This window comes from Nocardioides sp. S-1144, assembly GCF_005954645.2.
GTDB classification, from domain to species: Bacteria; Actinomycetota; Actinomycetes; order Propionibacteriales; family Nocardioidaceae; genus Nocardioides; species Nocardioides dongxiaopingii.
The window spans coordinates 1598776-1619201 of the sequence record NZ_CP040695.2; the positions used below are offsets into that span (position 1 = coordinate 1598776).

16 protein-coding genes and 1 tRNA gene are annotated in these 20426 nt (G+C 71.3%); 15 read left to right on the forward strand and 2 right to left on the reverse strand.

The window, feature by feature from the left end; genetic code table 11:
* The first annotated feature begins 49 nt into the window (after positions 1–49).
* The 7 genes from FE634_RS07555 to FE634_RS07585 all read left to right on the forward strand — a co-directional run bounded on the left by FE634_RS07555 (position 50) and on the right by FE634_RS07585 (position 7549).
* Entirely contained in the window at positions 50–1141 is a 1092-nt protein-coding gene (locus FE634_RS07555) for a YlbL family protein (protein WP_138875529.1), read from the forward strand.
* Positions 1138–1770, forward strand: coding sequence for a PPA1309 family protein (locus FE634_RS07560; protein WP_137295355.1), 633 nt, complete (start codon positions 1138–1140; stop codon positions 1768–1770). The genes FE634_RS07555 and FE634_RS07560 overlap by 4 nt, the downstream gene beginning before the upstream one ends.
* A complete protein-coding gene (locus FE634_RS07565; protein WP_137295356.1) occupies positions 1767–4820 on the forward strand; it encodes a UPF0182 family membrane protein in 3054 nt (1017 codons plus the stop codon). Before FE634_RS07560 ends, FE634_RS07565 begins: the two co-directional genes overlap by 4 nt.
* Before the next feature lie 55 nt (positions 4821–4875).
* Positions 4876–4949, forward strand: a tRNA-Met gene (locus FE634_RS07570).
* Positions 4950–5187: 238 nt separating this feature from the next.
* Entirely contained in the window at positions 5188–5685 is a 498-nt protein-coding gene (locus FE634_RS07575; RefSeq protein WP_458351848.1) for a SigE family RNA polymerase sigma factor, read from the forward strand.
* A gap of 40 nt (positions 5686–5725) precedes the next feature.
* Positions 5726–6496, forward strand: a complete 771-nt coding sequence (locus FE634_RS07580; protein WP_138875531.1) for a hypothetical protein — start codon at positions 5726–5728, stop codon at positions 6494–6496.
* A 102-nt stretch (positions 6497–6598) separates the two neighbouring features.
* Positions 6599–7549 carry a class II glutamine amidotransferase gene (locus FE634_RS07585; RefSeq protein ID WP_138875532.1) on the forward strand — a complete coding sequence of 317 codons (951 nt, stop codon included), beginning with the start codon at positions 6599–6601 and terminating at the stop codon, positions 7547–7549.
* A gap of 39 nt (positions 7550–7588) precedes the next feature.
* On the opposite strand, the gene FE634_RS07590 is transcribed toward FE634_RS07585, so the two are convergent.
* Positions 7589–7930 carry a hypothetical protein gene (locus tag FE634_RS07590; RefSeq protein WP_148240486.1) on the reverse strand — a complete coding sequence of 114 codons (342 nt, stop codon included), beginning with the start codon at positions 7928–7930 and terminating at the stop codon, positions 7589–7591.
* A gap of 285 nt (positions 7931–8215) precedes the next feature.
* Between FE634_RS07590 and FE634_RS07595 the strand changes: the two genes are divergently transcribed.
* On the forward strand, positions 8216–11857 hold the full coding sequence (locus FE634_RS07595; RefSeq protein ID WP_148240487.1) for an Ig-like domain repeat protein: 3642 nt from the start codon (positions 8216–8218) through the stop codon (positions 11855–11857).
* Between the two features lie 118 nt (positions 11858–11975).
* Here FE634_RS07595 and FE634_RS07600 read toward each other — a convergent pair whose 3' ends face one another.
* Entirely contained in the window at positions 11976–13118 is a 1143-nt protein-coding gene (locus FE634_RS07600) for an acyl-CoA dehydrogenase family protein (RefSeq protein WP_138875535.1), read from the reverse strand.
* A gap of 80 nt (positions 13119–13198) precedes the next feature.
* Here FE634_RS07600 and FE634_RS07605 point away from each other — a divergent pair, with 80 nt between their 5' ends.
* The 7 genes from FE634_RS07605 (at position 13199) to FE634_RS07630 (ending at position 20358) form a co-directional block, all read left to right on the forward strand.
* Positions 13199–13747, forward strand: coding sequence for a TetR/AcrR family transcriptional regulator (locus FE634_RS07605; RefSeq protein ID WP_212721980.1), 549 nt, complete (start codon positions 13199–13201; stop codon positions 13745–13747).
* A gap of 37 nt (positions 13748–13784) precedes the next feature.
* A complete protein-coding gene (locus FE634_RS07610; RefSeq protein WP_187366853.1) occupies positions 13785–14933 on the forward strand; it encodes an ROK family transcriptional regulator in 1149 nt (382 codons plus the stop codon).
* A gap of 280 nt (positions 14934–15213) precedes the next feature.
* Positions 15214–16470 carry an ROK family transcriptional regulator gene (locus FE634_RS07615; RefSeq protein WP_262347614.1) on the forward strand — a complete coding sequence of 419 codons (1257 nt, stop codon included), beginning with the start codon at positions 15214–15216 and terminating at the stop codon, positions 16468–16470.
* Positions 16467–18032, forward strand: coding sequence for a sugar ABC transporter ATP-binding protein (locus FE634_RS07620; RefSeq protein WP_222847687.1), 1566 nt, complete (start codon positions 16467–16469; stop codon positions 18030–18032). The genes FE634_RS07615 and FE634_RS07620 overlap by 4 nt, the downstream gene beginning before the upstream one ends.
* On the forward strand, positions 18029–19057 hold the full coding sequence (locus FE634_RS07625) for an ABC transporter permease (RefSeq protein ID WP_262347615.1): 1029 nt from the start codon (positions 18029–18031) through the stop codon (positions 19055–19057). The genes FE634_RS07620 and FE634_RS07625 overlap by 4 nt, the downstream gene beginning before the upstream one ends.
* Positions 19051–19191, forward strand: coding sequence for a hypothetical protein (locus tag FE634_RS21575; RefSeq protein ID WP_262347616.1), 141 nt, complete (start codon positions 19051–19053; stop codon positions 19189–19191). The genes FE634_RS07625 and FE634_RS21575 overlap by 7 nt, the downstream gene beginning before the upstream one ends.
* Before the next feature lie 81 nt (positions 19192–19272).
* Positions 19273–20358, forward strand: a complete 1086-nt coding sequence (locus tag FE634_RS07630) for a substrate-binding domain-containing protein (RefSeq protein ID WP_137295372.1) — start codon at positions 19273–19275, stop codon at positions 20356–20358.
* Positions 20359–20426 lie beyond the last annotated feature (68 nt).

Genomic DNA, 20426 nt, shown 5'->3' on the forward strand with positions numbered 1-20426 from the left:
TGCCCAACGGGTGCCGGGCGCATTTGTCGCGGATGAGAGGCTGTGGGCCATGAGCCAGCGCCTGATCGCCGCCTGCATCGCCGTGCCGGCGGTGCTCGGGCTGCTGCTGTTCGCCTCGGTCGTGCGGCTGCCGTACGCGACCTACCAGCCGGGCAGCACCGTCGACGTCCTCGGTGAGGACGACAGCGACGTCGACATCGTCCAGGTCGACGGGCACGAGGTGTTCCGCGACGACGGCGAGCTGCGGATGACCACGGTCCGGGTCTCCCCGGCGCAGGACCCCGACGAGCGCGGCATCGGCCTGACCGCCCTGATGAGCACCTGGTTCGACGGCGACAACGCCGTCTACCCCTACGACGCGGTCCACCAGTCCGACGAGACCGCCGAGAGCAACCGCCAGCAGGGTCAGCTGCAGATGGCCACCTCCCAGGACGTCGCGGTCGACGTCGCCCTCGAGGAGATGGGCATCGAGGTCCCGCAGGTCCTCACCATCACTCAACTCACCCCGGGCCTCCCGGCCGAGGACGTCCTCGAGGTGGGCGACGTGGTGCGCACCATCGGCGGTACCGACGTCACCGACGCCGCCCAGCTGGTGTCCCTCGTCGACGACAGCACGCCCGGCGAGCCGCTCACCGTGGGCGTCACCCGCGACGGCAAGCCGCTCGAGCTCGACGTGACGCCCGTCGACGTCGACGGCAGCACCAAGATCGGCATCCTGCCCGAGGTCTCCGACTACGAGTTCCCGTTCGAGGTGAAGATCAACATCTCCCCGCAGATCGGCGGCCCGAGCGCGGGGCTGATCTTCTCCCTGGCGATCTTCGACACCCTCACCGAGGGCTCGCTCACCGGCGGCCGCACGGTGGCCGGCACCGGCGAGATCTTCCCCGACGGCAGCGTCGGGGCGATCGGTGGCATCCAGCAGAAGATCGCCGGCGCCCGCGACGAGGGCGCCGAGCTCTTCCTGGTCCCGATCGAGAACTGCGACGACGCGCTGGGGGCCGACCCCGGCGACATGAGGCTGATGATGGCGCAGAGCATGCACGACGTCCGCGAGGGCCTGGAGGCGTTCGCCGCCGACCCCGACGCCACCCTGCCGTCGTGCGACGACGCCGACGAGATCCTCTCCGGGGCGGCGTCGTGACCGACGAGCCGGACGACGTCCTCACCGGCGACCCGCGCTGGGGCGACCTCGACGCGGACCCGGCGCTCGCGAGCGCCGTCCTCGAGATCGAGGGCCTGCTGGCCGCCGACGGCTGGGACCAGCCGGCGCGGCTCTACGCGCTCGTCGACACCGCCCAGCTCGTCGTCCAGGAGCCGGCGCTGGCCTCGCTGATGGGCCTCGACGCGGACGCCGAGCGCGGGTCGTTGACCGCGGTCGAGCAGGACGCGCTCGACCCCGCCGTCCCACTCGAGCAGGTGCTGGAGTCGATCCTGTGGCCGCCCGGGGTGGCCGGGGTCGCCGCGATGGTCGAGCGGCTCGTGCTGCCCCCGGGCTCCGACGACGAGCTGCCCGACGACCCGGTCCAGGCCCAGGAGTTCGCCCGCGACCACCCCGACCGCCAGGAGGTCCGGATCGTGGCGGGAGCTACCCGCGCCGGATCCACCTACTGCGCGCTGCGGCTCAAGGCCCACGACGACGACACCTCGGTGGTCGGCGGCGTCGACCTGGTGCCGGGCCTGCTCGCGCTGCTGCAAGCCACGCTGGACGACGCCGAGCCGGATGGCGACGAAGACGAGACGGCCGACCGGCCGGTGGAGGAGAACCCGTGAGCGACCTGTTCGACGACGACCCGAGGGCGGCCCCCGCCCGGAACCGAGCAGGACGTTCGCGGGCGTTGCTGATCACCGCCATCGCCGTGGTGGTCGCCCTGTTCGGCCTGACCGGCTTCGCGTCCATCTACACCGACCGGATCTGGTACAACAACGCCGGCTACGGCCAGGTCTTCAGCACCATGCTGTGGACCCGCATCCTGCTGTTCCTCGCCTTCGGCGCGGTGCTCGGGGGAGCGGTGGCGCTGAACGTCTTCCTCGCCTACCGGTTCCGTCCGCTGTTCCGCCCGACCTCGCGCGAGCAGTCGAACCTCGACCGCTACCGCGACGTCGTCACGCCGATCCGCACCTGGCTGGTCGTCGGCATCGCCGTCGTCGTCGGCGCCTTCGCCGGCGCCTCGGGGATGAGCCACTGGCGCACCTACCTGCTGTGGCGCAACGGCTCCTCGGTCGGCACCGACGACCCGTACTTCCAGAAGGACGTCGGGTTCTACCTCTTCGACCTGCCGTGGTGGCACTTCGTCGTCGACTTCACCATGGCCACGATGGTGCTGGCGATCATCGCCGCCCTCGTCACCCACTACCTCTACGGCGGCGTCCGCCTGCAGGCCACCCAGGACAAGCTCTCCGGCGCGGCCCAGGCCCAGCTCTCGGTGCTCCTCGGGCTGTTCGTGCTGGCCAAGGGCGTCGACTACTACCTCGACCGCTTCGACCTGGTCACGCAGAAGAACAACCTCTTCACCGGCATGAACTACACCGGGGAGAACGCCGTCCTGCCGGCCAAGAACATCCTGATGGCCGTCGCGGTCATCTGCGCGATCCTGTTCTTCCTCAACGTGTGGCGCCGCACCTGGCAGCTGCCCTCGATCGGCCTCGCGCTCCTCGCGCTGTCGGCGGTGCTGATCGGGATGATCTTCCCGGCCGCCGTCCAGCAGTTCCAGGTCAAGCCCTCCGAGGCCGACAAGGAGGAGCCGTACATCCAGAAGAACATCGAGGCCACCCGGATGGCCTACGACCTCGAGGGGGTCGAGAGCGAGCCCTACTCGCCCGACAACGCCCAGCCCGACGGTGGCGTCGCCGAGCTGATCTCGGGCACGAGCTCGGTGCCCTCGGTCGACCCGAAGCTCCTGTCGCCGGCCTTCGAGAACCTGCAGCAGCAGTTCGGCTACTACTCGGTGCCCTCGATCCTGGACGTCGACCGCTACGAGGTCGACGGCAAGCAGCGGGCCCTGGTGCTCGGCGTCCGCGAGCTCGACCAGAGCGGCCTGAACGACGACGCCCGCAACTGGTCGAACCTGCACACCGTCTACACCCACGGCAACGGCATCATCGCCGCCTACGCCAACCAGCGCGACCGTGACGACGCCACCAACGACCCGGAGTCGGCCGACAGCGTCGCCTCCGGGGGGATCGAGTGGGCCCAGGGCCTCGGCATCCAGGACGACCTCACCGAGCAGCTCGGCGACTACGAGAGCCGCGTCTACTACGGCGAGAAGAGCCCGGACTACTCCGTGGTCGGCAAGGCCAAGGCCAGCGACAACGACAACGAGCTCAACCTCCCGGTCCCGGGCTCCGACCTCGGCGAGAACACGACGTACGAGGGCGACGGCGACGCGTCGGTCGGCAGCACGTTCAACCAGCTGATGTTCGCGATCAAGTTCGGCGAGCCGAACTTCCTCCTCTCGGGCCGCGTGAACGAGAACTCGCAGGTGCTCTACGTCCGCGAGCCGCAGGAGCGCGTCGAGAAGGTCGCGCCGTGGCTGACGGTCGACGCGGACGCCTACCCCGCGATCGTCGACGGCCGGATCCAGTGGATCGTCGACGCCTACACGACGACCGACCGGTTCCCGAACGCCCAGCGGGCCTCGTTCGAGACGATGACCCGTGACGCGCTCCAGGACGACACCGGCCTGCAGACGCTGCCGACCGACGAGATCAACTACATGCGCAACGCGGTCAAGGCGACCGTCGACGCCTACTCCGGCGAGGTCAGGCTGTACGCCTGGGACGACGCCGACCCGATGCTGAAGGCCTGGCGCGACGCGTTCCCCGGCACCGTCCTCGACAAGAGCGAGATGTCGGAGGAGCTGCTGGCCCACGTCCGCTACCCCGAGGACCTCTTCAAGGTGCAGCGCTACCAGTTCGCGCGCTACCACGTCACCGCGGCGAAGGACTGGTTCGAGAACAACGACCGCTGGGCCGTGCCCACCGATCCCGAGATCGACAACACCTACCAGGCGCCGTACCGGCTCTTCGTGGGCGGGACGGAGCCCGACAACTTCGCCCTGACCTCGGTCTACGTGCCGTTCAACCGCAACAACCTGGCCTCCTTCGTGTCGGTCAACTCCGACGGGACGAGCGAGGACTACGGGAAGATGACGGTGCTTGAGCTGAGCAACGCCGACAGCGACGAGAGCGACCAGACCTCCGGTCCGAGCCAGGTCGCCAACGAGTTCGCCAACAGCACCGCCATCAACAACGCGCTCACCGACCTGCGGATCAACGCCAAGGTCACCCTCGGCAACATGCTGACCTTCCCGGTGGCCGACTCGATGATGTTCGTCCAGCCGGTCTACGCCCAGAACCAGCAGACCGAGGCCAGCTACCCCGAGCTGCGCTACGTGCTGGTCAAGTACGGCAACGACGACCGCTACATCGGGCTGGGGCAGACCCTGCCCGAGGCCCTGCGCAGCGTCTTCGGGGCCACCGACCCGGGCACCACCCCGGGCGACCCGGACCCGGACCCCGACCCGGGCGCGGGGGAGCAGACGCTCCAGCAGCTGCTCGACCGGGCCGTCGACAGCGCCATCACCGCGTTCGAGAACGCGAACGCTGCCCGCGAGGACGGCGACTTCCAGGGCTACCTCGACCAGGTCGAGGTCGCCGAGGCCGCCCTCGAGCGCGCCGCCGGCTACCGCGACCAGATCTCCGACGGCGCCGACCCCGACGCGCCGCCGCCGACGACGCCGACCGACGGGGCCTCCGACGGGGCCACCGGCGGGGCCACGGACACCCCGACCGAGGACCCCTCGGCCGCCGGGGGGAGCTGAACCGGACCCCCGATTTGGGCCCGCGCGACCCACCCGGTAATGTTCTGTTCACCGACGCGGGGTGGAGCAGCTCGGTAGCTCGCTGGGCTCATAACCCAGAGGTCGCAGGTTCAAATCCTGCCCCCGCTACAAGTACGGAACCGCCGCTGACCTGCACGACCGAGGTCAGCGGCGGTTTCTGTTTTCCGAGCCGGGCCACGAACGTGCCACGCACCTCTGGCGCCGGCGGCAGCTCGTCCGCCGGTGCCACGGGCTCGCCGTGGCCGGTGGTTCGACCACCGCTCCGGCCGCACCCGCTGATCGGGGCAGGGCTCGAGGCAACCCGGTCGGGCGTCCCGTCGTTGTAAGGGGTGTGAGCATGCGACGGTTGGGCGCCGACTTCGACGAGTTCGTGATCGGGCGCTCCTCGGCGTTGCTGCGCACAGCGACCCTCCTGACGGGCGACTCCCACGACGCCGAGGACCTCGTGCAGACGGCGTTGCTGCGCGTGGCGCGGCACTGGTCACGCGCGCTCGACAACCCTGAGGCCTACACGCGGCGAGTCCTGGTGAACCTGGCCCACGACCGCTCACGGCGTCGGAAGCGACGACCCGAGCACCTGGGACCACCGCCGGACAGGGTCGCCCCGGACGACTACGCCGAGGATCGCGACGACCTGCTGCGGCTGCTGCGGCAGCTGCCGGACCGGCAACGCGCGACGGTGGTCCTGCGCTACTGGGAGGACCTGTCGGTCGCCGAGACCGCGCAGCTCCTCGGTTGCACCGAAGGGACCGTGAAGTCCGCCACCAGCAAAGCCCTCACGCACCTGCGCGAGGCACTCAACCTGTCGTTGACTGATTCGATCGGAGCCAAGGATGCCCACTGACGAGATCCGGGACGCGTTTCACAGGTCCTTCGGGCCCCCCATGGAGGAGGTGACGGCCGACCCGACACTGCTCACCGTCGTCCGCCGTCGTCATGCACGCCAGCAACGTCTGTCGGCCCTCGGAGCCTCGCTCGGCGTTGCCGTGGTCACCGCCGGCGCCCTGGTCGGCGGATCGATGACCCTCCAGGGCGGGGACGTCGAGGGCGGCACCGCGGGAGCCACCGAGGGACTCGGCACCGCGGCAGCCACCGGCAGGGCCGGCGCCACGACCAGCGAGCCCACCACCGACCTCCAGACCGTCTCGCTGGTCGGGCACGAGCTGTCCCTCCCGGGCGACTGGCGACTCTCGGGCAACCGCGAGCTCGTCGACCTCGACACGCTCCAGCCGCGCGAGGAGATCGGGGGCAGGACCCAGTCGGTGACCGCCACCAGCCCCGACGGGCCGCAGCAGTTCGAGGCGACGGTCTTCTCGGGACCGATCGCCGCGATCTACCGCTCCTACAACTCCGCCGAGGACCTCCCGACCTTCGACCACGTGGTGGTCGACGGCCGCACGGCCTCGTTGCACATCAGTGGACCCCCCGAGAACTGCCGGTTCGTCGATGGTCAGGGGGACGGGGCGACACCCAGGAGCCTGGCTGGTGCTGAACCGATCGCGACGAACGGCCCGTGCCCCAGGAGCGTCTCCGAGCGCGCGCCGTACGGCGAGGTGCGCTACACGTTCGCGAACGGCGACTTCATGTCGGTCGACACCCGAGGCATGGACGCCGAGGCGCTGACGAGCTTCCTCACCACCGCCCTCTCCCACTAGTGCGGTCGGGGACCAGCCGCGAGCAAGCCCGCTCTCGCCCGTAGGGTGGCGACGCTCGCGGGTGCCGAGCGCGCCACGTCCGCTCGTCAGTGAGGGAAACGCATGTGCCGAGTGCTCGCCTACATCGGGCCCGAGACCCCGCTCAAGAGCCTGCTGCTCACGCCGTCGAACAGCCTGGTCAACCAGGCTCTCGACCCCGAGCACTACCCGGACCTCCAGCTGGCGGGCTGGGGGTTCGCTGCCTGGGGCGAGCACCTGCTGAAGCCGGAGGATCCCTTCCTCTACCGCAGGCCCATGCCTGCCTTCTACGACGACAACGCCAACCGCATCATCCCCAGTCTCCAGGCCAGCACGGTGCTCGCCCACGTGCGAGCCGCGCTCTACAACTCGACGACCGTCATGGTCGACGAGAACTGCCACCCCTTCTCCTTCGACGAGACGCCGTGGATCCTCGCCCAGAACGGCGACATGCCGAGCTGGATGCTCCTGCAGAGGGAGCTGCTCCAGCACTGCGAGGACAGGTACCTGAAGCAGATGCGCGGCTCGACGGACACGGAGTTCCTCTACGTGCTCCTGCTCTCCCTGCTCGAGGGTGACGGTGACGAGGACGTCCAGCGTGCGATCGAGACGATGGTCCACCTCATCTCGGCGGCGATGGAGGCCCTCGACCTCCCTGCCCTGACCAAGATGAAGATGGCCCTGGTGTCGCCGAACCGGATCATCGGAGTCAACGTCGGCCTCGGCCACCAGGGCGAGACCAACCCGGTCGGGGACTGGAAGAAGCTGCGGGAGTCCGGTCCGGGGACGGACGACTTCGCCCTCTCGATGCTCCTGGAGCCGATGTACCTGCTCCTGGGTCGCCACGTCCCGAGCGACAGCACGTCCTACGACTTCGAGGCGTGTGACGAGAACGAGGCGTCGGCCGCCGTGTTCGCCTCCGAGGCACTGACGGACGACGCCGAGGGCTGGTCGCACGTCGAGTTCGGCGAGATCGTGTTCCTCCGGAGGACGGGCGACCGCGTCACCAGGACGGTCACCACGCTGTCCGTCTAGGGGCACCCGCCCGCGACCTGCTCCCGTCCGGGCCCGGCGTCACCGGGTTCGGACGACCACGGCAGCGGGCTCGAAGCGCAGCTCGACCACCGTCCAGCAGTCGTCGCTCAGCGTTGCGACCTCGGCCCGGCAGGCGGAGCACAGGCGGTTGGGACCACTGCACCCGTCGTGGCCGCAGCAGCCCGCGCTGCGGATCCCGTCGGGGTGCGCGACCAGGCCGATCGCGTCACCCGGGTTCAGCACGAGACAACCGACAGCACCCACGGGCTCACCGCTCCCGGTGCGCGCGCGTGGCTCCGGGTCGACGAACCAGGTGCCCGGCGGCGCCGTGGGGAGGAGGCTGACTCGTTCGTGGTCGGCGTAGCGGCGCTCGGGAACCACCGGCGACCGCTCGAGGGGCCGACTCAGCTCAGCGGAGCAGGTGCCGCAGCAGATCGTGTCTTGGGGCACCTGGTCATCGTCCAGGAGGCCGAGGCGTCGGGCCACCGACTTCTGCGACGACCGAGGCGCTCCGGAGCGTCGCCGGCGGGCGACTCGTGGCAAACCCGGGCGAACCGCTAGACCAGTGCGACAGTTTTGCCGACATCCAGGCAAAAGTCGCGCGACAGCGGTGCGCGCGTCCCATAGTTCTGTGACCTCAGTCACGACCTTGGAAGGACGTCCGACGTGTCCTCATCTCCGAACCAGCACGCCTCACCCAGGAGCCGCCTCCGGCGGCTGCTGGCGGGCGGCCTGGTGCTCGCGCTCGGCTCCGGGGTCGTGGCGACCGCGGCTGCCCCCGCCCCTGCCGCCGCCGGCGTCGCCGCCTCGGCCCTCGCGGCCGGCGGCACCACCTACGAGGCGGAGGACCAGGTCCTCACCGGCCTGACGCAGCAGACCGAGCACGCCGGCTACACCGGCACGGGCTACGTCGGCGGCTTCGGCGTGACCGGCAACGCCCTGCGCGCCAGCATCACCTCCGAGACGGGCGGCCCGCACGACCTCGTCGTCCGCTACGCCGCGGGGTCCGGCGGACGCACGCTGACCCTGGACGTCAACGGCGCCACGCGCCAGGTGGCGCTGCCCGGGACCGGTGCCTGGTCGACCTACGCGCTCGTCTGGGTGCCGGTCGACCTGCAGGCGGGAGCCAACCTCGTCGAGCTGCGCCGGGGCGCCGCCGACAGCGGCCAGCTCAACGTCGACCACCTCAGGGTCGCCCCGCAGGTCGGCGTGCGCCACGAGGCCGAGGCCGCCGCCCTCTCGGACGGTGCGTCCACCTCGACCGAGCACAGCGGGTACACCGGCGCCGGCTACGTCGGCGGCTACTTCAACCAGGGCGCGACCACCACGTTCACCGTGCAGGCCGCCGAGACCGGCAACCACCCGGCCACCCTGCGCTACGGCGCCGGGCCCAACCCGTTCAACGGCCCGAAGAAGGTGACCCTGGTCGTCAACGGGGTCTCCCAGCCGGTCATCCTGCCCGGGTTCGGCTCGTGGAAGGACTGGGGTGACTTCGCCCTCGACCTGCCGCTGAACGCCGGCGCCAACGAGGTCGCCGTCCGCTACGCCCCCGGCGACGACGGCAACGTCAACCTCGACCACCTCGACGTCGGCCTGCCCGCGCCGGTCGAGTGCGAGCCGACGATCGAGCCCGACGACACCTTCGACGGCGACGAGCTCGACCGGTGCCGCTGGACGACGGTCCTCAACGAGGACCCGACGGGCTACCGCGTCACCGGCGGGGCGCTCGAGATCGACGCCCGCGCCGGCGACCTCAGCGGCGGGATCGCCAACGCCCGCAACGTCGTCCTGCAGCCCGCCAGGGTCGGCGTCACCTGGATGACGGAGACGACCGTCTCGATCGACGGCACCGACGACTACCTCCAGGGCGGCCTGGTCGTCTGGGGCAACAACGCCAACTTCGGCAAGATCATGGTGATGCGGACGCCGGCCGGCGAGTGGAAGGTCGAGCTCGGCCGCGTCACCGCCAACGACCTGCAGTACACCGGCTCGGCGGTCCTGCCCGCCGGCGCCCAGGGCGACGTGCGCCTGCGCCTGTGGGTCCTCGACGGCACCCTGCGCGGTTCCTACTCCCTCGACGACGGGGACACCTACACCGTCGTCGGGGACGGCTACGGCACCGCCGGGCTCGCCGACCCGCTGGTCGGCCTCGCGGCCTTCAACGGCACCGGCACCGAGACCGCCCGCTTCGACGGCTTCGCCGTCGGAGCTCCGGTGCGCGTCGACCCGACCGTCGCCGTGCAGACCGCCAGCGCGCCGGTGCTGGTGGGCGAGAGCTCGACCGTGACCGTCCAGGTCACGGCTCCGGGCGCCACGCCCACCGGCGAGGTCACCCTCACCGACGACGGCGAGGTCGTCGGCACCGCCACGCTGACCAACGGCAGCGCCACGTTCGAGGTCGGGCCCTACACCGGCACCGGTACCCGCAGCCTGGCCGCCGCGTACGCCGGCGACTCCGCCGTCACCGGCGGCACCGGCACCGGCTCGCTGACCGTCAGCGCGGCGCCGGAACCGGTCGCCTCGACCGTCGCGGTCACCGCCAGCCCGGCGTCGGTCCAGGTCGGGCAGACCTCCACGGTCACCGTGGCGGTCTCCGCCACCGGCACGACCCCGACCGGTGAGGTCACGCTCTCCGACGGCAGCCAGGTCGTCGGGACGGCCACCCTGGCCAACGGCTCGGCGTCGTTCACGGTCGGCCCGTTCACCGCCGCCGGCACCCGGTCGCTGACCGCGGCCTACGCCGGCAGCGCCACCGTCGCGGCGGGCACCGGCACCGGCTCGCTCACCGTCACCGCGGCACCGGACCCCGAGCCGGTCGCCTCGACGCTCACGGTGACCGCGAACCCGGGCTCGGTTCAGGTCGGCCAGACCTCGACCGTCACCGTGGTGGTCTCCGCCACCGGGGCGACCCCGGCTGGTCAGGTCACCCTGCGCGACGGCGGTCAGGTCGTCGGCACCGCGACCCTGGTGAACGGCTCGGCGTCGTTCACGGTCGGCCCGTTCACCGCCGCCGGCACCCGGTCGCTGACGGCGGCCTACGCCGGCAGCCCGACCGTCGCCGCGGGCACCGGCACCGGCTCGCTCACCGTCACCCCGGCACCGGACCCCGAGCCGGTCGCCTCGACGGTCACCGTGACCGCGAACCCGGGCTCGGTCCAGGTCGGGCAGACCTCGACCGTCACCGTGGCGGTCTCCGCGACCGGTGCGACCCCGGCCGGGCAGGTCACCCTGCGCGACGGCGGTCAGGTCGTCGGCACGGCCACCCTCGTGAACGGCTCGGCGTCGTTCACGGTCGGCCCGTTCACCGCCGCCGGCACCCGGTCGCTGACCGCGGCCTACGCCGGCAGCCCGACCGTCGCCGCGGGCACCGGCACCGGCTCGCTCACCGTCACCCCGGCACCGGACCCCGAGCCGGTCGCCTCGACGGTCACCGTGACCGCGAACCCGGGCTCGGTCCAGGTCGGGCAGACCTCGACCGTCACCGTGGCGGTCTCCGCGACCGGTGCGACCCCGGCCGGGCAGGTCACCCTGCGCGACGGCGGTCAGGTCGTCGGCACGGCCACCCTCGTGAACGGCTCGGCGTCGTTCACGGTCGGCCCGTTCACGGCCGCCGGCACCCGGTCGCTGACCGCGGCCTACGCCGGCAGCGCCGCCGTCGCCGCGGGCACCGGCACCGGCTCGCTCATCGTCACCGCGGTGCCGGACCCGGACCCGGTGGCGTCCACCGTCACCGTGACCGCGACCCCCGGCACGGTGCAGGTCGGCCAGACCTCGGTGGTCCGCGTCGCCGTGACCGCGGCGGGTGTCACGCCCACCGGCGCGGTCACGCTGAGCGACGGGGCCGGCCGGGAGTGGTCCGGCACGCTGCTCGACGGCGCCGTCACCTTCCGGGCGGGGCCGTGGACGGCGGCCGGCGAGCGCACGCTGACCGCGTCCTACGCCGGTGACGCCCGGGTCGCCGCGGGCGACGGCACCACGAGGGTCGTCGTCCGGGCCCTGCCGGCCGCGTCCGTGCGGGTCCCCAGGAAGGTCGTCGACGCCACGCGCAACCGCCGCCACGGCGTCGTCCCGATCACCTGCACCCCCGCGGGGGTGCGGTGCGTGGGCACCGTCGAGCTCCGGCTGGACGGGCGACTGCTCGCCGCGGGTCGGGTCTCGATGGCCGGTGGCCGGTCGGCCGACGTCCGGATCAGGCTGACGCCGCTGGCCCGGCGCCTGCTCGCCGATCGCCCGCGGGTGCGCGCCACCCTGGTCGTCGCGCTCGACGGCGGCTCGACGCGGAGGGTCGCGGTCCGGCTGACGCGCTGAGCCCGCACCGACCGGTCCGGGTCCCGGCGTGCGTCGTCACCGTCACGACGCACGCCGGGTACCGCCGGCGCACACGCGCCCCGAACCCGCGCCCCGCAACCGCGGCGCGGCGGTGGCGTCAGCGCGCGAGGTGGCGGCCGATCACGAGCCGCTGGATCTGGTTGGTGCCCTCGAAGATCTGCATGACCTTCGCCTCGCGCATGTAGCGCTCGACGGGGAAGTCGCGGGTGTAGCCCGCGCCGCCGAGCACCTGCACGGCGTCGGTGGTCACCCGCATCGCGTTGTCGGTGGCGACCAGCTTGGCGATCGAGGCCTGGCGCCCGTAGGGCCGACCGAGGTCCTTGAGGCGGGCCGCGGCGAGGTACGTCGCCCGCGCCGACTCGACGGCGGCGGCCATGTCGGCGAGCAGGAAGGCCAGTCCCTGGTGCTCGATGATCGCCCGGCCGAAGGTCTCGCGCTCCTTGGCGTAGGCGACCGCGGTGTCGAGGGCGGCCTGGGCCACACCGGTGGCGGCCGCGGCGATGCCGAGCCGGCCGGCGTCGAGCCCGGCCAGGGCGATCGACAGTCCCTGGCCCTCCTCGCCCAGCCGCCGCTCGACCGGCACACGGACGTCGTTCAGCAGGACCGTGGCCGTGGTCGACCCCATCAGCCCCATCTTCTGCTCGGGGTTGTCGGCGGTGAGTCCGGGGGTGTCGGCCGGGACCAGGAAGCAGGAGATCCCGCGACCGCCGTCGTCGGAGGTGCGGGCCATCACCTTGTAGAAGTCGGCCACCCCGCCGTGGGTCGTCCAGGCCTTGGCGCCGTTGAGGACGTACTCGTCGCCCTCGCGGACCGCGCGGGTGCGCATCGCCGCCGGGTCGGAGCCGGCGTGGGACTCGGACAGGCAGTAGGCGCCGAGCAGCTCGCCGCCCAGCATCTCCGGCAGCCAGCGCTCCTGCTGCTCCGGCGTGCCGACGTGGAACAGCCCGAAGCAGGACAGGGCATGCACGCTCGTGCCGACCCCGACGCTCGCCCACGCGCTCGCGATCTCCTCGATCACCTGGAGGTAGACCTCGTAGGGCTGCCCGCCGCCGCCGACGTCCTCGGGGTAGGGGAGGCCGAGCAGGCCGGTGCGGCCCAGGGTGCGGAACACCTCGCGGGGGAAGGTGCCGGTGCGCTCGGCCTCGTCGACGCGGGGCCGCAGCTCCTTCCCGGCGATGTCGCGGACCAGGTCGATCAGGTCGGCGGACTCGGTGGTCGGCATCAGGCGTTCAGCAGGCACGGCGCGCTCCTCGGGGTCGAGCACCGACTGTACCGAAACGAAGCCGCCAGTACACCCTCCGGTACGGCTAGGGTGACGGCGTGAGCAGACGGGACGTGGTGCTGGCCGAGCTCGTCGGCCTCTTCCTGGCCGAGGGGTTCACGCACTTCAGCCTGGAGGACCTCGCCACCCGGCTGCGCTGCTCGAAGTCGACGCTCTACGGGCTCGCGCCGAGCAAGGAGCAGCTCATCACCGCCGTCGTCCGCGAGTTCTTCCGCGGCGCGACCGAGCGGGTCGAGGCCCGCCTCGCGGGGTCGGAGGATCCCGTGGCCCGCCTCCAGGTCTACCTGCACGCCATCTCCACCGAGCTGGCCCCGGGCTCCCCGGCCTTCTTCGCCGACCTCGAGGCGTTCGCCCCGGCCCGTCAGGTCTACTCGACGAACACCGCGATCGCGGCCCGGCGGGTCGACACCCTCGTGCGCGAGGCCGGCGACGCGGCCGTGCCGCCGCCGTTCCTCGGCGCGGTGGCCGGGCTCGTCATGGAGGCGATCCACGGCGGCGTCCTGGCGAGGTCGGCGGGCCTCACCGACGCCGGCGCCTACGACGCGCTCGCGCGGCTCGTCGTCGCGGGGCTGCGCGCCCCCCGCTGACCGCGGCGCCGACCATCCGTGTGAGAAGTTGACCTCCGTGGGACGCGAACTGGGCGGGGCGGTGCTGCGGCGCCTGCGCGACGCCGGCCCGCAGACCAAGACCCAGCTCGCCGAGGCCCTGGGCGTCTCGCGGACGACGCTGACCTCCGCGGTGCGCGTCCTCCTCGACGAGGGCCACGTCGAGGACGGACCGCTCGCGGCGAGCTCGGGCGGGCGGCGGTCGACCAGCCTGCGCCTGGGTTCCGGCCGCGTCGTGGTGGCGCTGTCACTCGGCGAGCGCCGGGTGCGGGTCGCGGTCATCGACGGCCACCTCACCATCACCGCGGGGGTCAGCATCGACCTGCGCGACCGCGGCGCGGCGCCCGGGACCGTGCCCGAGGTCGTCCAGCAGGCCGTGCGCGAGCTGCTGGCCGACCGGCGTCCGACCGCGTTCGGCTGCGCGGTGGCGGTGCCCGGCTCGACGCTGTACGACGAGGTCCGGGACGGGCTGGCCGACCGGTACCCCGGTGTGGCCGTGGCCGCGCTCCCGGCGGTCCGGGCGATGGCCGTGGGGGAGCGGCACTCGGGTGCGGCGCGCGCCGTCGACGACCTCCTGGCGGTCCGGCTCGGCAACGGGGTGACGACCGCCAGCGTCGCCGGCGGGCAGCTGGCCGCCGGCGACCGCAGCCACGCCGGTCAGGTCGGGCACCTGCGGGTGGAGGAGTTCGGCCCGGCCTGCGCCTGCGGACGCACCGGGTGCCTGGACTCCTACGCCAGCGGGGTCGCCCTCGTGACGCAGGCCGGCGAGCTGGCCAGGCGCGGGCGCTCGGCGGGTCTCGCGGCGGCGCTCGCCGGGACCGGCGAGCTCGACCTCGCCGACGTGGTCGCGGCCGCCCAGGCCGGTGACCCGGCCGTCGTCCAGCTGGCCCGCGACGCCGGTCAGCGGCTGGGCCAGGTCGTCGCCGGGCTGGTCGCCCACACCGACCCGCGCTGCGTCGTCCTCGGAGGGCCGGTCGCGGCGCTGGGCGGGCACCTCCTGGGCGACGTGCGCTCCACGGTGTACCGGCTCGCGCCCGCCGCGCAGACCGAGAGCCTGCAGATCGTGCTGAGCGAGATGGGGGAGCGGGCGGTCCTCGTCGGGGCCGGCGCCGAGGCCTGGGACGCGTGGATCGACGGGCTCTCGACGCTTCCCGCCGCCCACTTCTGACGCAATCGGTCGGAAGGTCGTCCGGTTCGGGATGAAGTGTCGAACTGTCGGGGGTGATTGTTGCCGGGGTGGTTGCCTAGTCGCCAGATGGTCACTTAGTTTGGGCGTCGCCCCAACAAACGCGTGACAGCGGTCACAAGCGGTCGGGGCCCACTGTTCCGTGGCCGCTTCGGGTGCGCCACCACGACCCCGTGCTCGGGGCCCAGCCCCCATGACCACGCCACCCCTGGTTCGCAGTCGAACGTCGTCCGCGCGCCCGTGCACCGCCGGAAGGACCCGCGTGTCGACCTACAACCCGGCCCCGTCGGACCACAGCCTCGCCAACCCCGACGTCCGCCGGTCGAACCTCGGTCTGGCCCTGCGGTTCCTGCGTGACCACGGACCGCGCTCGCGGGCCGCGCTGGCCACCGACCTCGGGGTCACCAGGTCCACGGTGTCCACGCTGGTCGCCGAGCTGGCCGAGCGCGGCCTGGTGACCGACGGGCAGGTCGTGCAGCCCGCCGTCGGTCGGCCCAGCGTCGCCGTCGAGCTCGACGGGCGTGGCGTGTGCGGCATCGGGGCCGAGCTCAACGTCAACCACGTCTCGACGATGGCGCTCGACCTGCGCGGCGAGGTGGTCGCCGAGCGGAAGCTGGCCCTTGACGCCCGGTCGCTCGACGCCGAGCAGGTGCTCGGGCACCTGGTCGACCTGGTCCGCGAGACCGTCCAGCTCCTGGAGCAGCGCGACGCGCTCGTGGTGGGGCTCACGGTCGGGGTGGCCGGTCTCTACGACAGCACCAACGACGTCCTCACCCACGGACCCAACCTCGGCTGGTACGACGTCCCGGTCGGGTCGATCCTGCGTCGCTCCCTCGACGCCGACTACCCCGTCACGGTGGACAACGAGGGCAACCTGGCCGCCGCGGCCGAGGCGACCCCGGGCGACCCGCTCCGCCAGGACATCCTGGTGCTGCACGGCGAGGTCGGTGTCGGTGGCGGCATCGTCGCCGACGGCCGGCTGCTCCGCGGCAGCCACGGCTACGCCGGCGAGTTCGGCCACATGATCGTGGAGCCGCGCGGGCGGCGCTGCGGGTGCGGGCGCCAGGGCTGCTGGGAGACCGTCAGCGGTCTGCGCGCGCTGCTGGAGCGCGCGGCCGACCCCGACGACCCGATCCGCAACCCGGGCATGGCCATCGACGACCGGCTCTGCGAGCTCAACCGGCGCGCCGGCCTCGGCGACGCGCGCACCCTCGACGCCCTCGAGGAGGTCGGCGCGTGGGTCGGCTTCGGCGCCGCCATGCTGGCCAACGCCCTCAACCCGGCGACGATCGTCCTCACCGGCTACTACGCCGCCGTCGGCCACCACATGCAGGCCGCCATCGAGCGCGAGCTGGGCGCCGGCGTGCTCGCCCCCGACGCCGGCGGCACCCGGGTCGTGCTGTCGACCCTGGGATTCAGCGCCGCCGTGCGGGGCGGGGCCACCGCCGCGCTCGACGCCGTCTTCACCGACCCGGGCTGTGTGCCCCGCCGAACCACGACGTCTGGAGCAACAGCATGAGCAGCGAGACCACGGCGCCCGCCGCCGACCCGGCCACCCCCGACGTCGACGGTGATGTGCTGTTGCAGATGAGTGGCATCGTGAAGGTGTTTTCGTCGGTGCGGGCGTTGGGTGGTGTTGATCTGGATGTTCGTCGCGGTGAGGTGCACTGTTTGTTGGGTCAGAATGGTGCGGGTAAGTCGACGATGATCAAGATCTTGTCGGCGTCCTACATCCCTGATGAGGGGTCGATCACGTGGAAGGGTGTGCCGGCGAGGTTCGCGAATCCGCAGGCCGCGATTGATGCTGGTGTGGCCACGATCTACCAGGAGCTTGATCTGGTGGATGGGTTGACGGTGGCGGAGAACATCTTCTTGGGTCATGAGGTTTCCACCGGTGGGTTCTCTCGTCGGGGTGCGGCGAATGCGCGGGCCCGGGAGATCCTGGCTCGTCTGGGTCACAGTGAGATCAGTCCGTCGCGGTTGGTGGGTGATTTGTCCCCGGCTGGGCAGCAGGTGGTCTCGATGGCTCGTGCGTTGTCGCACGAGGTGGATTTGTTGATCTTGGATGAGCCGTCGGCGGTGTTGGACCACGGTGAGGTGGAGAACCTGTTCCGGGTGGTGAAGAGCCTGACCGCCCAGGGGGTGGCGGTGGTCTACATCTCGCACCGGTTGGAGGAGATCCGCCAGATCGGGGATCGGATCACGGTGTTGAAGGACGGGGTGACGGTCGCGACGGGTTTGCCGGCGAAGTCGACCCCGACGGCGGATCTGATCAAGTTGATGACCGGTCGTGCGATCGAGTACGTGTTCCCCGAGCGTGCCGCTGGTGTGGTGGCGGTGGCTGAGCGCGAGGTGGTGCTGCAGGTCGAGGACCTCTGCCTGGCTGGTCATTTCGCTGGGGTGGACCTGGCGGTGCGGGCCGGGGAGATCGTGGGTCTGGCGGGTCTGGTGGGTTCGGGGCGCACGGAGATCTTGGAGACGATCTACGGTGCGCGTCGGGCTTCCTCGGGCACGGTGAGTGTGGATGGCACGCGGTTGCGTCGTGGTGCGGTTGATGCTGCGGTGCGTGCGGGGGTGGGTCTGGCTCCGGAGGAGCGCAAGAGTCAGGGTCTGTTGTTGGACCAGCCGGTCTTTGCCAACATCAGCGTGTCCTCGATGAGGTTGTTCCACCGGTTCGGGTTCATCCAGCGGGCCAAGGAGAAGGCGAAGGCCCGTGAGCTGGTCGATTCCCTCGACGTGCGTCCGCGCAACATCGCCCGTCACGTGCGCACGATGTCGGGGGGCAACCAGCAGAAGGTGGTCCTGGCGCGGTGGCTGCTGCGGGGGTGTCGGGTGTTGTTGCTCGATGAGCCGACTCGTGGTGTCGATGTGGGCGCGCGTGCCGAGATCTACCGGTTGGTGCGTGACCTGGCTGACTCGGGGGTGGCGGTGGTCGTGGTCTCGAGCGAGGTCGAGGAGGTGCTCGGTCTGGCTGATCGGGTGCTGGTGGTGCGTGAAGGACGTGTGGTGCACGAAGCTGCTGCCGCTGAAATCGATGAGTCCCGGGTCCTGGACCTGGTGATGGAAGGAACCCCCGCATGAGCAACTCCACCGAGCGGCCCTCGGCCCTCGACAAGCACGACAAGCACAACACCGGTTCTGCCGGTTCTGGTGGTGCGCACGCTGGTGATCCGGTGGAGGCGTTGCCGGTGATCGAGTCGACTGAGTCCTCGCAGACGATGACGGCCTCGGGTCCCGGCGGTGGTGGTGCTGCGGGTGGTTCCACGATGGCGCGGTTGGCCGACATGGGGTTCTTCCGGATCATCGGTCTGGTCGTGGTGTTGTTGTTGATCGCGGTGGTGGGGACCATCACTGCCGGTGACCGGTTCCTGGCTGCGGACAACTTCCAGTCGATCCTGCGTCAGGGCACGGTGGTGGGGATCGTGGCGATCGGGATGACGTTCGTCATCACCGGTGGTGGCATCGACTTGTCGGTGGGTGCGGTGGTGGCGTTGTCCTCGGTGTGGGCCACGACGTTGGCCACCCAGGAGATGGCGGCTGACACGCACTGGTTGTTGTTGGTGCTGGCCGCGATCGCGGTGGGTGCGGGTGCGGGTCTGGTGAACGGGATCTTGATCGCCTACGGCAAGATCGTGGCGTTCATCGCGACGTTGGCGATGTTGGTCGCGGCGCGGGGGTTGGCTGAGATCATCTCCGAGAAGCGGACCCAGATCGTCAGCAGCAGTGACCTGCCGGGCTTCTACGACTTCTTCAACGCCAAGCCGCTGGGCATCGACATGCAGATCTGGTTGTTCGCGGTGGTCGCGGTGCTGGGGTGGGTGTTGTTGAACCGCACCACCTTCGGGCGGCGGACCTTCGCGGTCGGGGGCAACCCGGAGGCTGCTCGCCTGGCTGGGATCAACGTGCGTCGCCACACCGTGCTGCTCTACGTGCTGGTCGGGGTGTGCGCGGGTCTGGCGGCGTTGATCCTGATCGCCAAGACCACCACCGGGTCGGCCAACCACGCCGAGCTCCTCGAGCTCGACGCGATCGCGGCGGTGGTCATCGGGGGACCCTGCTGGCCGGTGGTCGCGGCACGATCACCGGGACCGTGCTGGGGGTGTTGATCTTCAACACCCTGACCAACGTGTTCACCCTCAACAACCGCCCGCCCTCTGAGCAGGACGTGCTCAAGGGCGCCATCATCGTCGCCGCCGTCCTGCTCCAGCAGTGGTTGGCGTCTCGGAAGAGCACCACCTAGCCCCACCATCCGGGCGCCTCGGGGCCCAACCATCAGATCCAACTCAGGTTTTCAATGCGACAAACCCAAAGGGAGCACGACATGTCTTTGAAGTTCCTCTCCGCCCCGCGCGCCGGTGCGTACAAGTCGGCGAAGTTCACCGCGACCCTCGCGGTGGTCGCTGTGCTGGGTCTCAGTGCCTGCACCAGCAACGACTCCTCCGAGGAGGAGGGCAACCCGAACCTGTCCGGTGGTAACTCCGGTGCCGAGGAGGGCTCCAACGACGAGGCCGGTGACAAGATCACCATCGGTTTCTCCGCCCCCGCAGCCGACCACGGCTGGATGGCCTCGATCACCGAGTCCACCCGTGCGGTGGCCGAGCAGTACGACGACGTCGAGCTGGTGGTCTCGGAGGGCACCAACGACCCCAACGTGCAGATCGAGCAGATCAAGACCTTCATCAGCGACGGGGTCGACGCGATCGTGCTGCTGCCCTTCGACGGTGCCGCGCTGACCCCGGTCGCGCTCGAGGCGATGGAGGCCGGGATCCCGGTGGTCAACGTCGACCGCGAGTTCAGCGACCCCAACGCCGCGCGGGTCACGGTGCTGGGTGACAACTACGGCATGGGTGTCTCGGCCGGGGAGTTCGTGTGTGAGGACGCCGCGGGCAACGAGGACGCCGTGATCGGTGAGATCCAGGGCATCGCCTCGCTGCCGCTGACCCAGGACCGCAGCCAGGGCTTCGCCGACGCGCTGGCCGAGTGTGGCCTGGAGGTCGAGAACCAGGTCGAGGCCGCGTTCTCTGCCGACACCGGCCAGGAGGCCGCTGAGGGTCTGCTGCAGGCGCTGCCGAAGATGGACTACCTGTGGAACCACGACGACGACCAGGGTGTCGGCGTCATCGCTGCGATCGAGGCCGCGGGCCGCGATGAGTTCACCATGATCGGTGGTGCCGGCTCCCAGCAGGCGATGGAGTCCATCAAGGCCGGCAACAGCGTCTTGAAGGCCACCGTCATCTACCCCTCCACCCAGGGCGCCGACGGCCTCAAGCTGGCCCGCCTGCTGGCCCAGGACAAGAACGTCTCCGACCTCGTCGAGGTCGAGGTCCCCCGCACCGTGCAGCTCTTCGCCCCCGTCGTGACCGCCGACAACGTCGACGAGTACCTCCCCACCGCGTTCAAGTCCTGACCCACTGAACACCCGCCCCACCAGGGCGGGTCCGCGACCGGCACGACTCCACCCACAACCCCCACGCC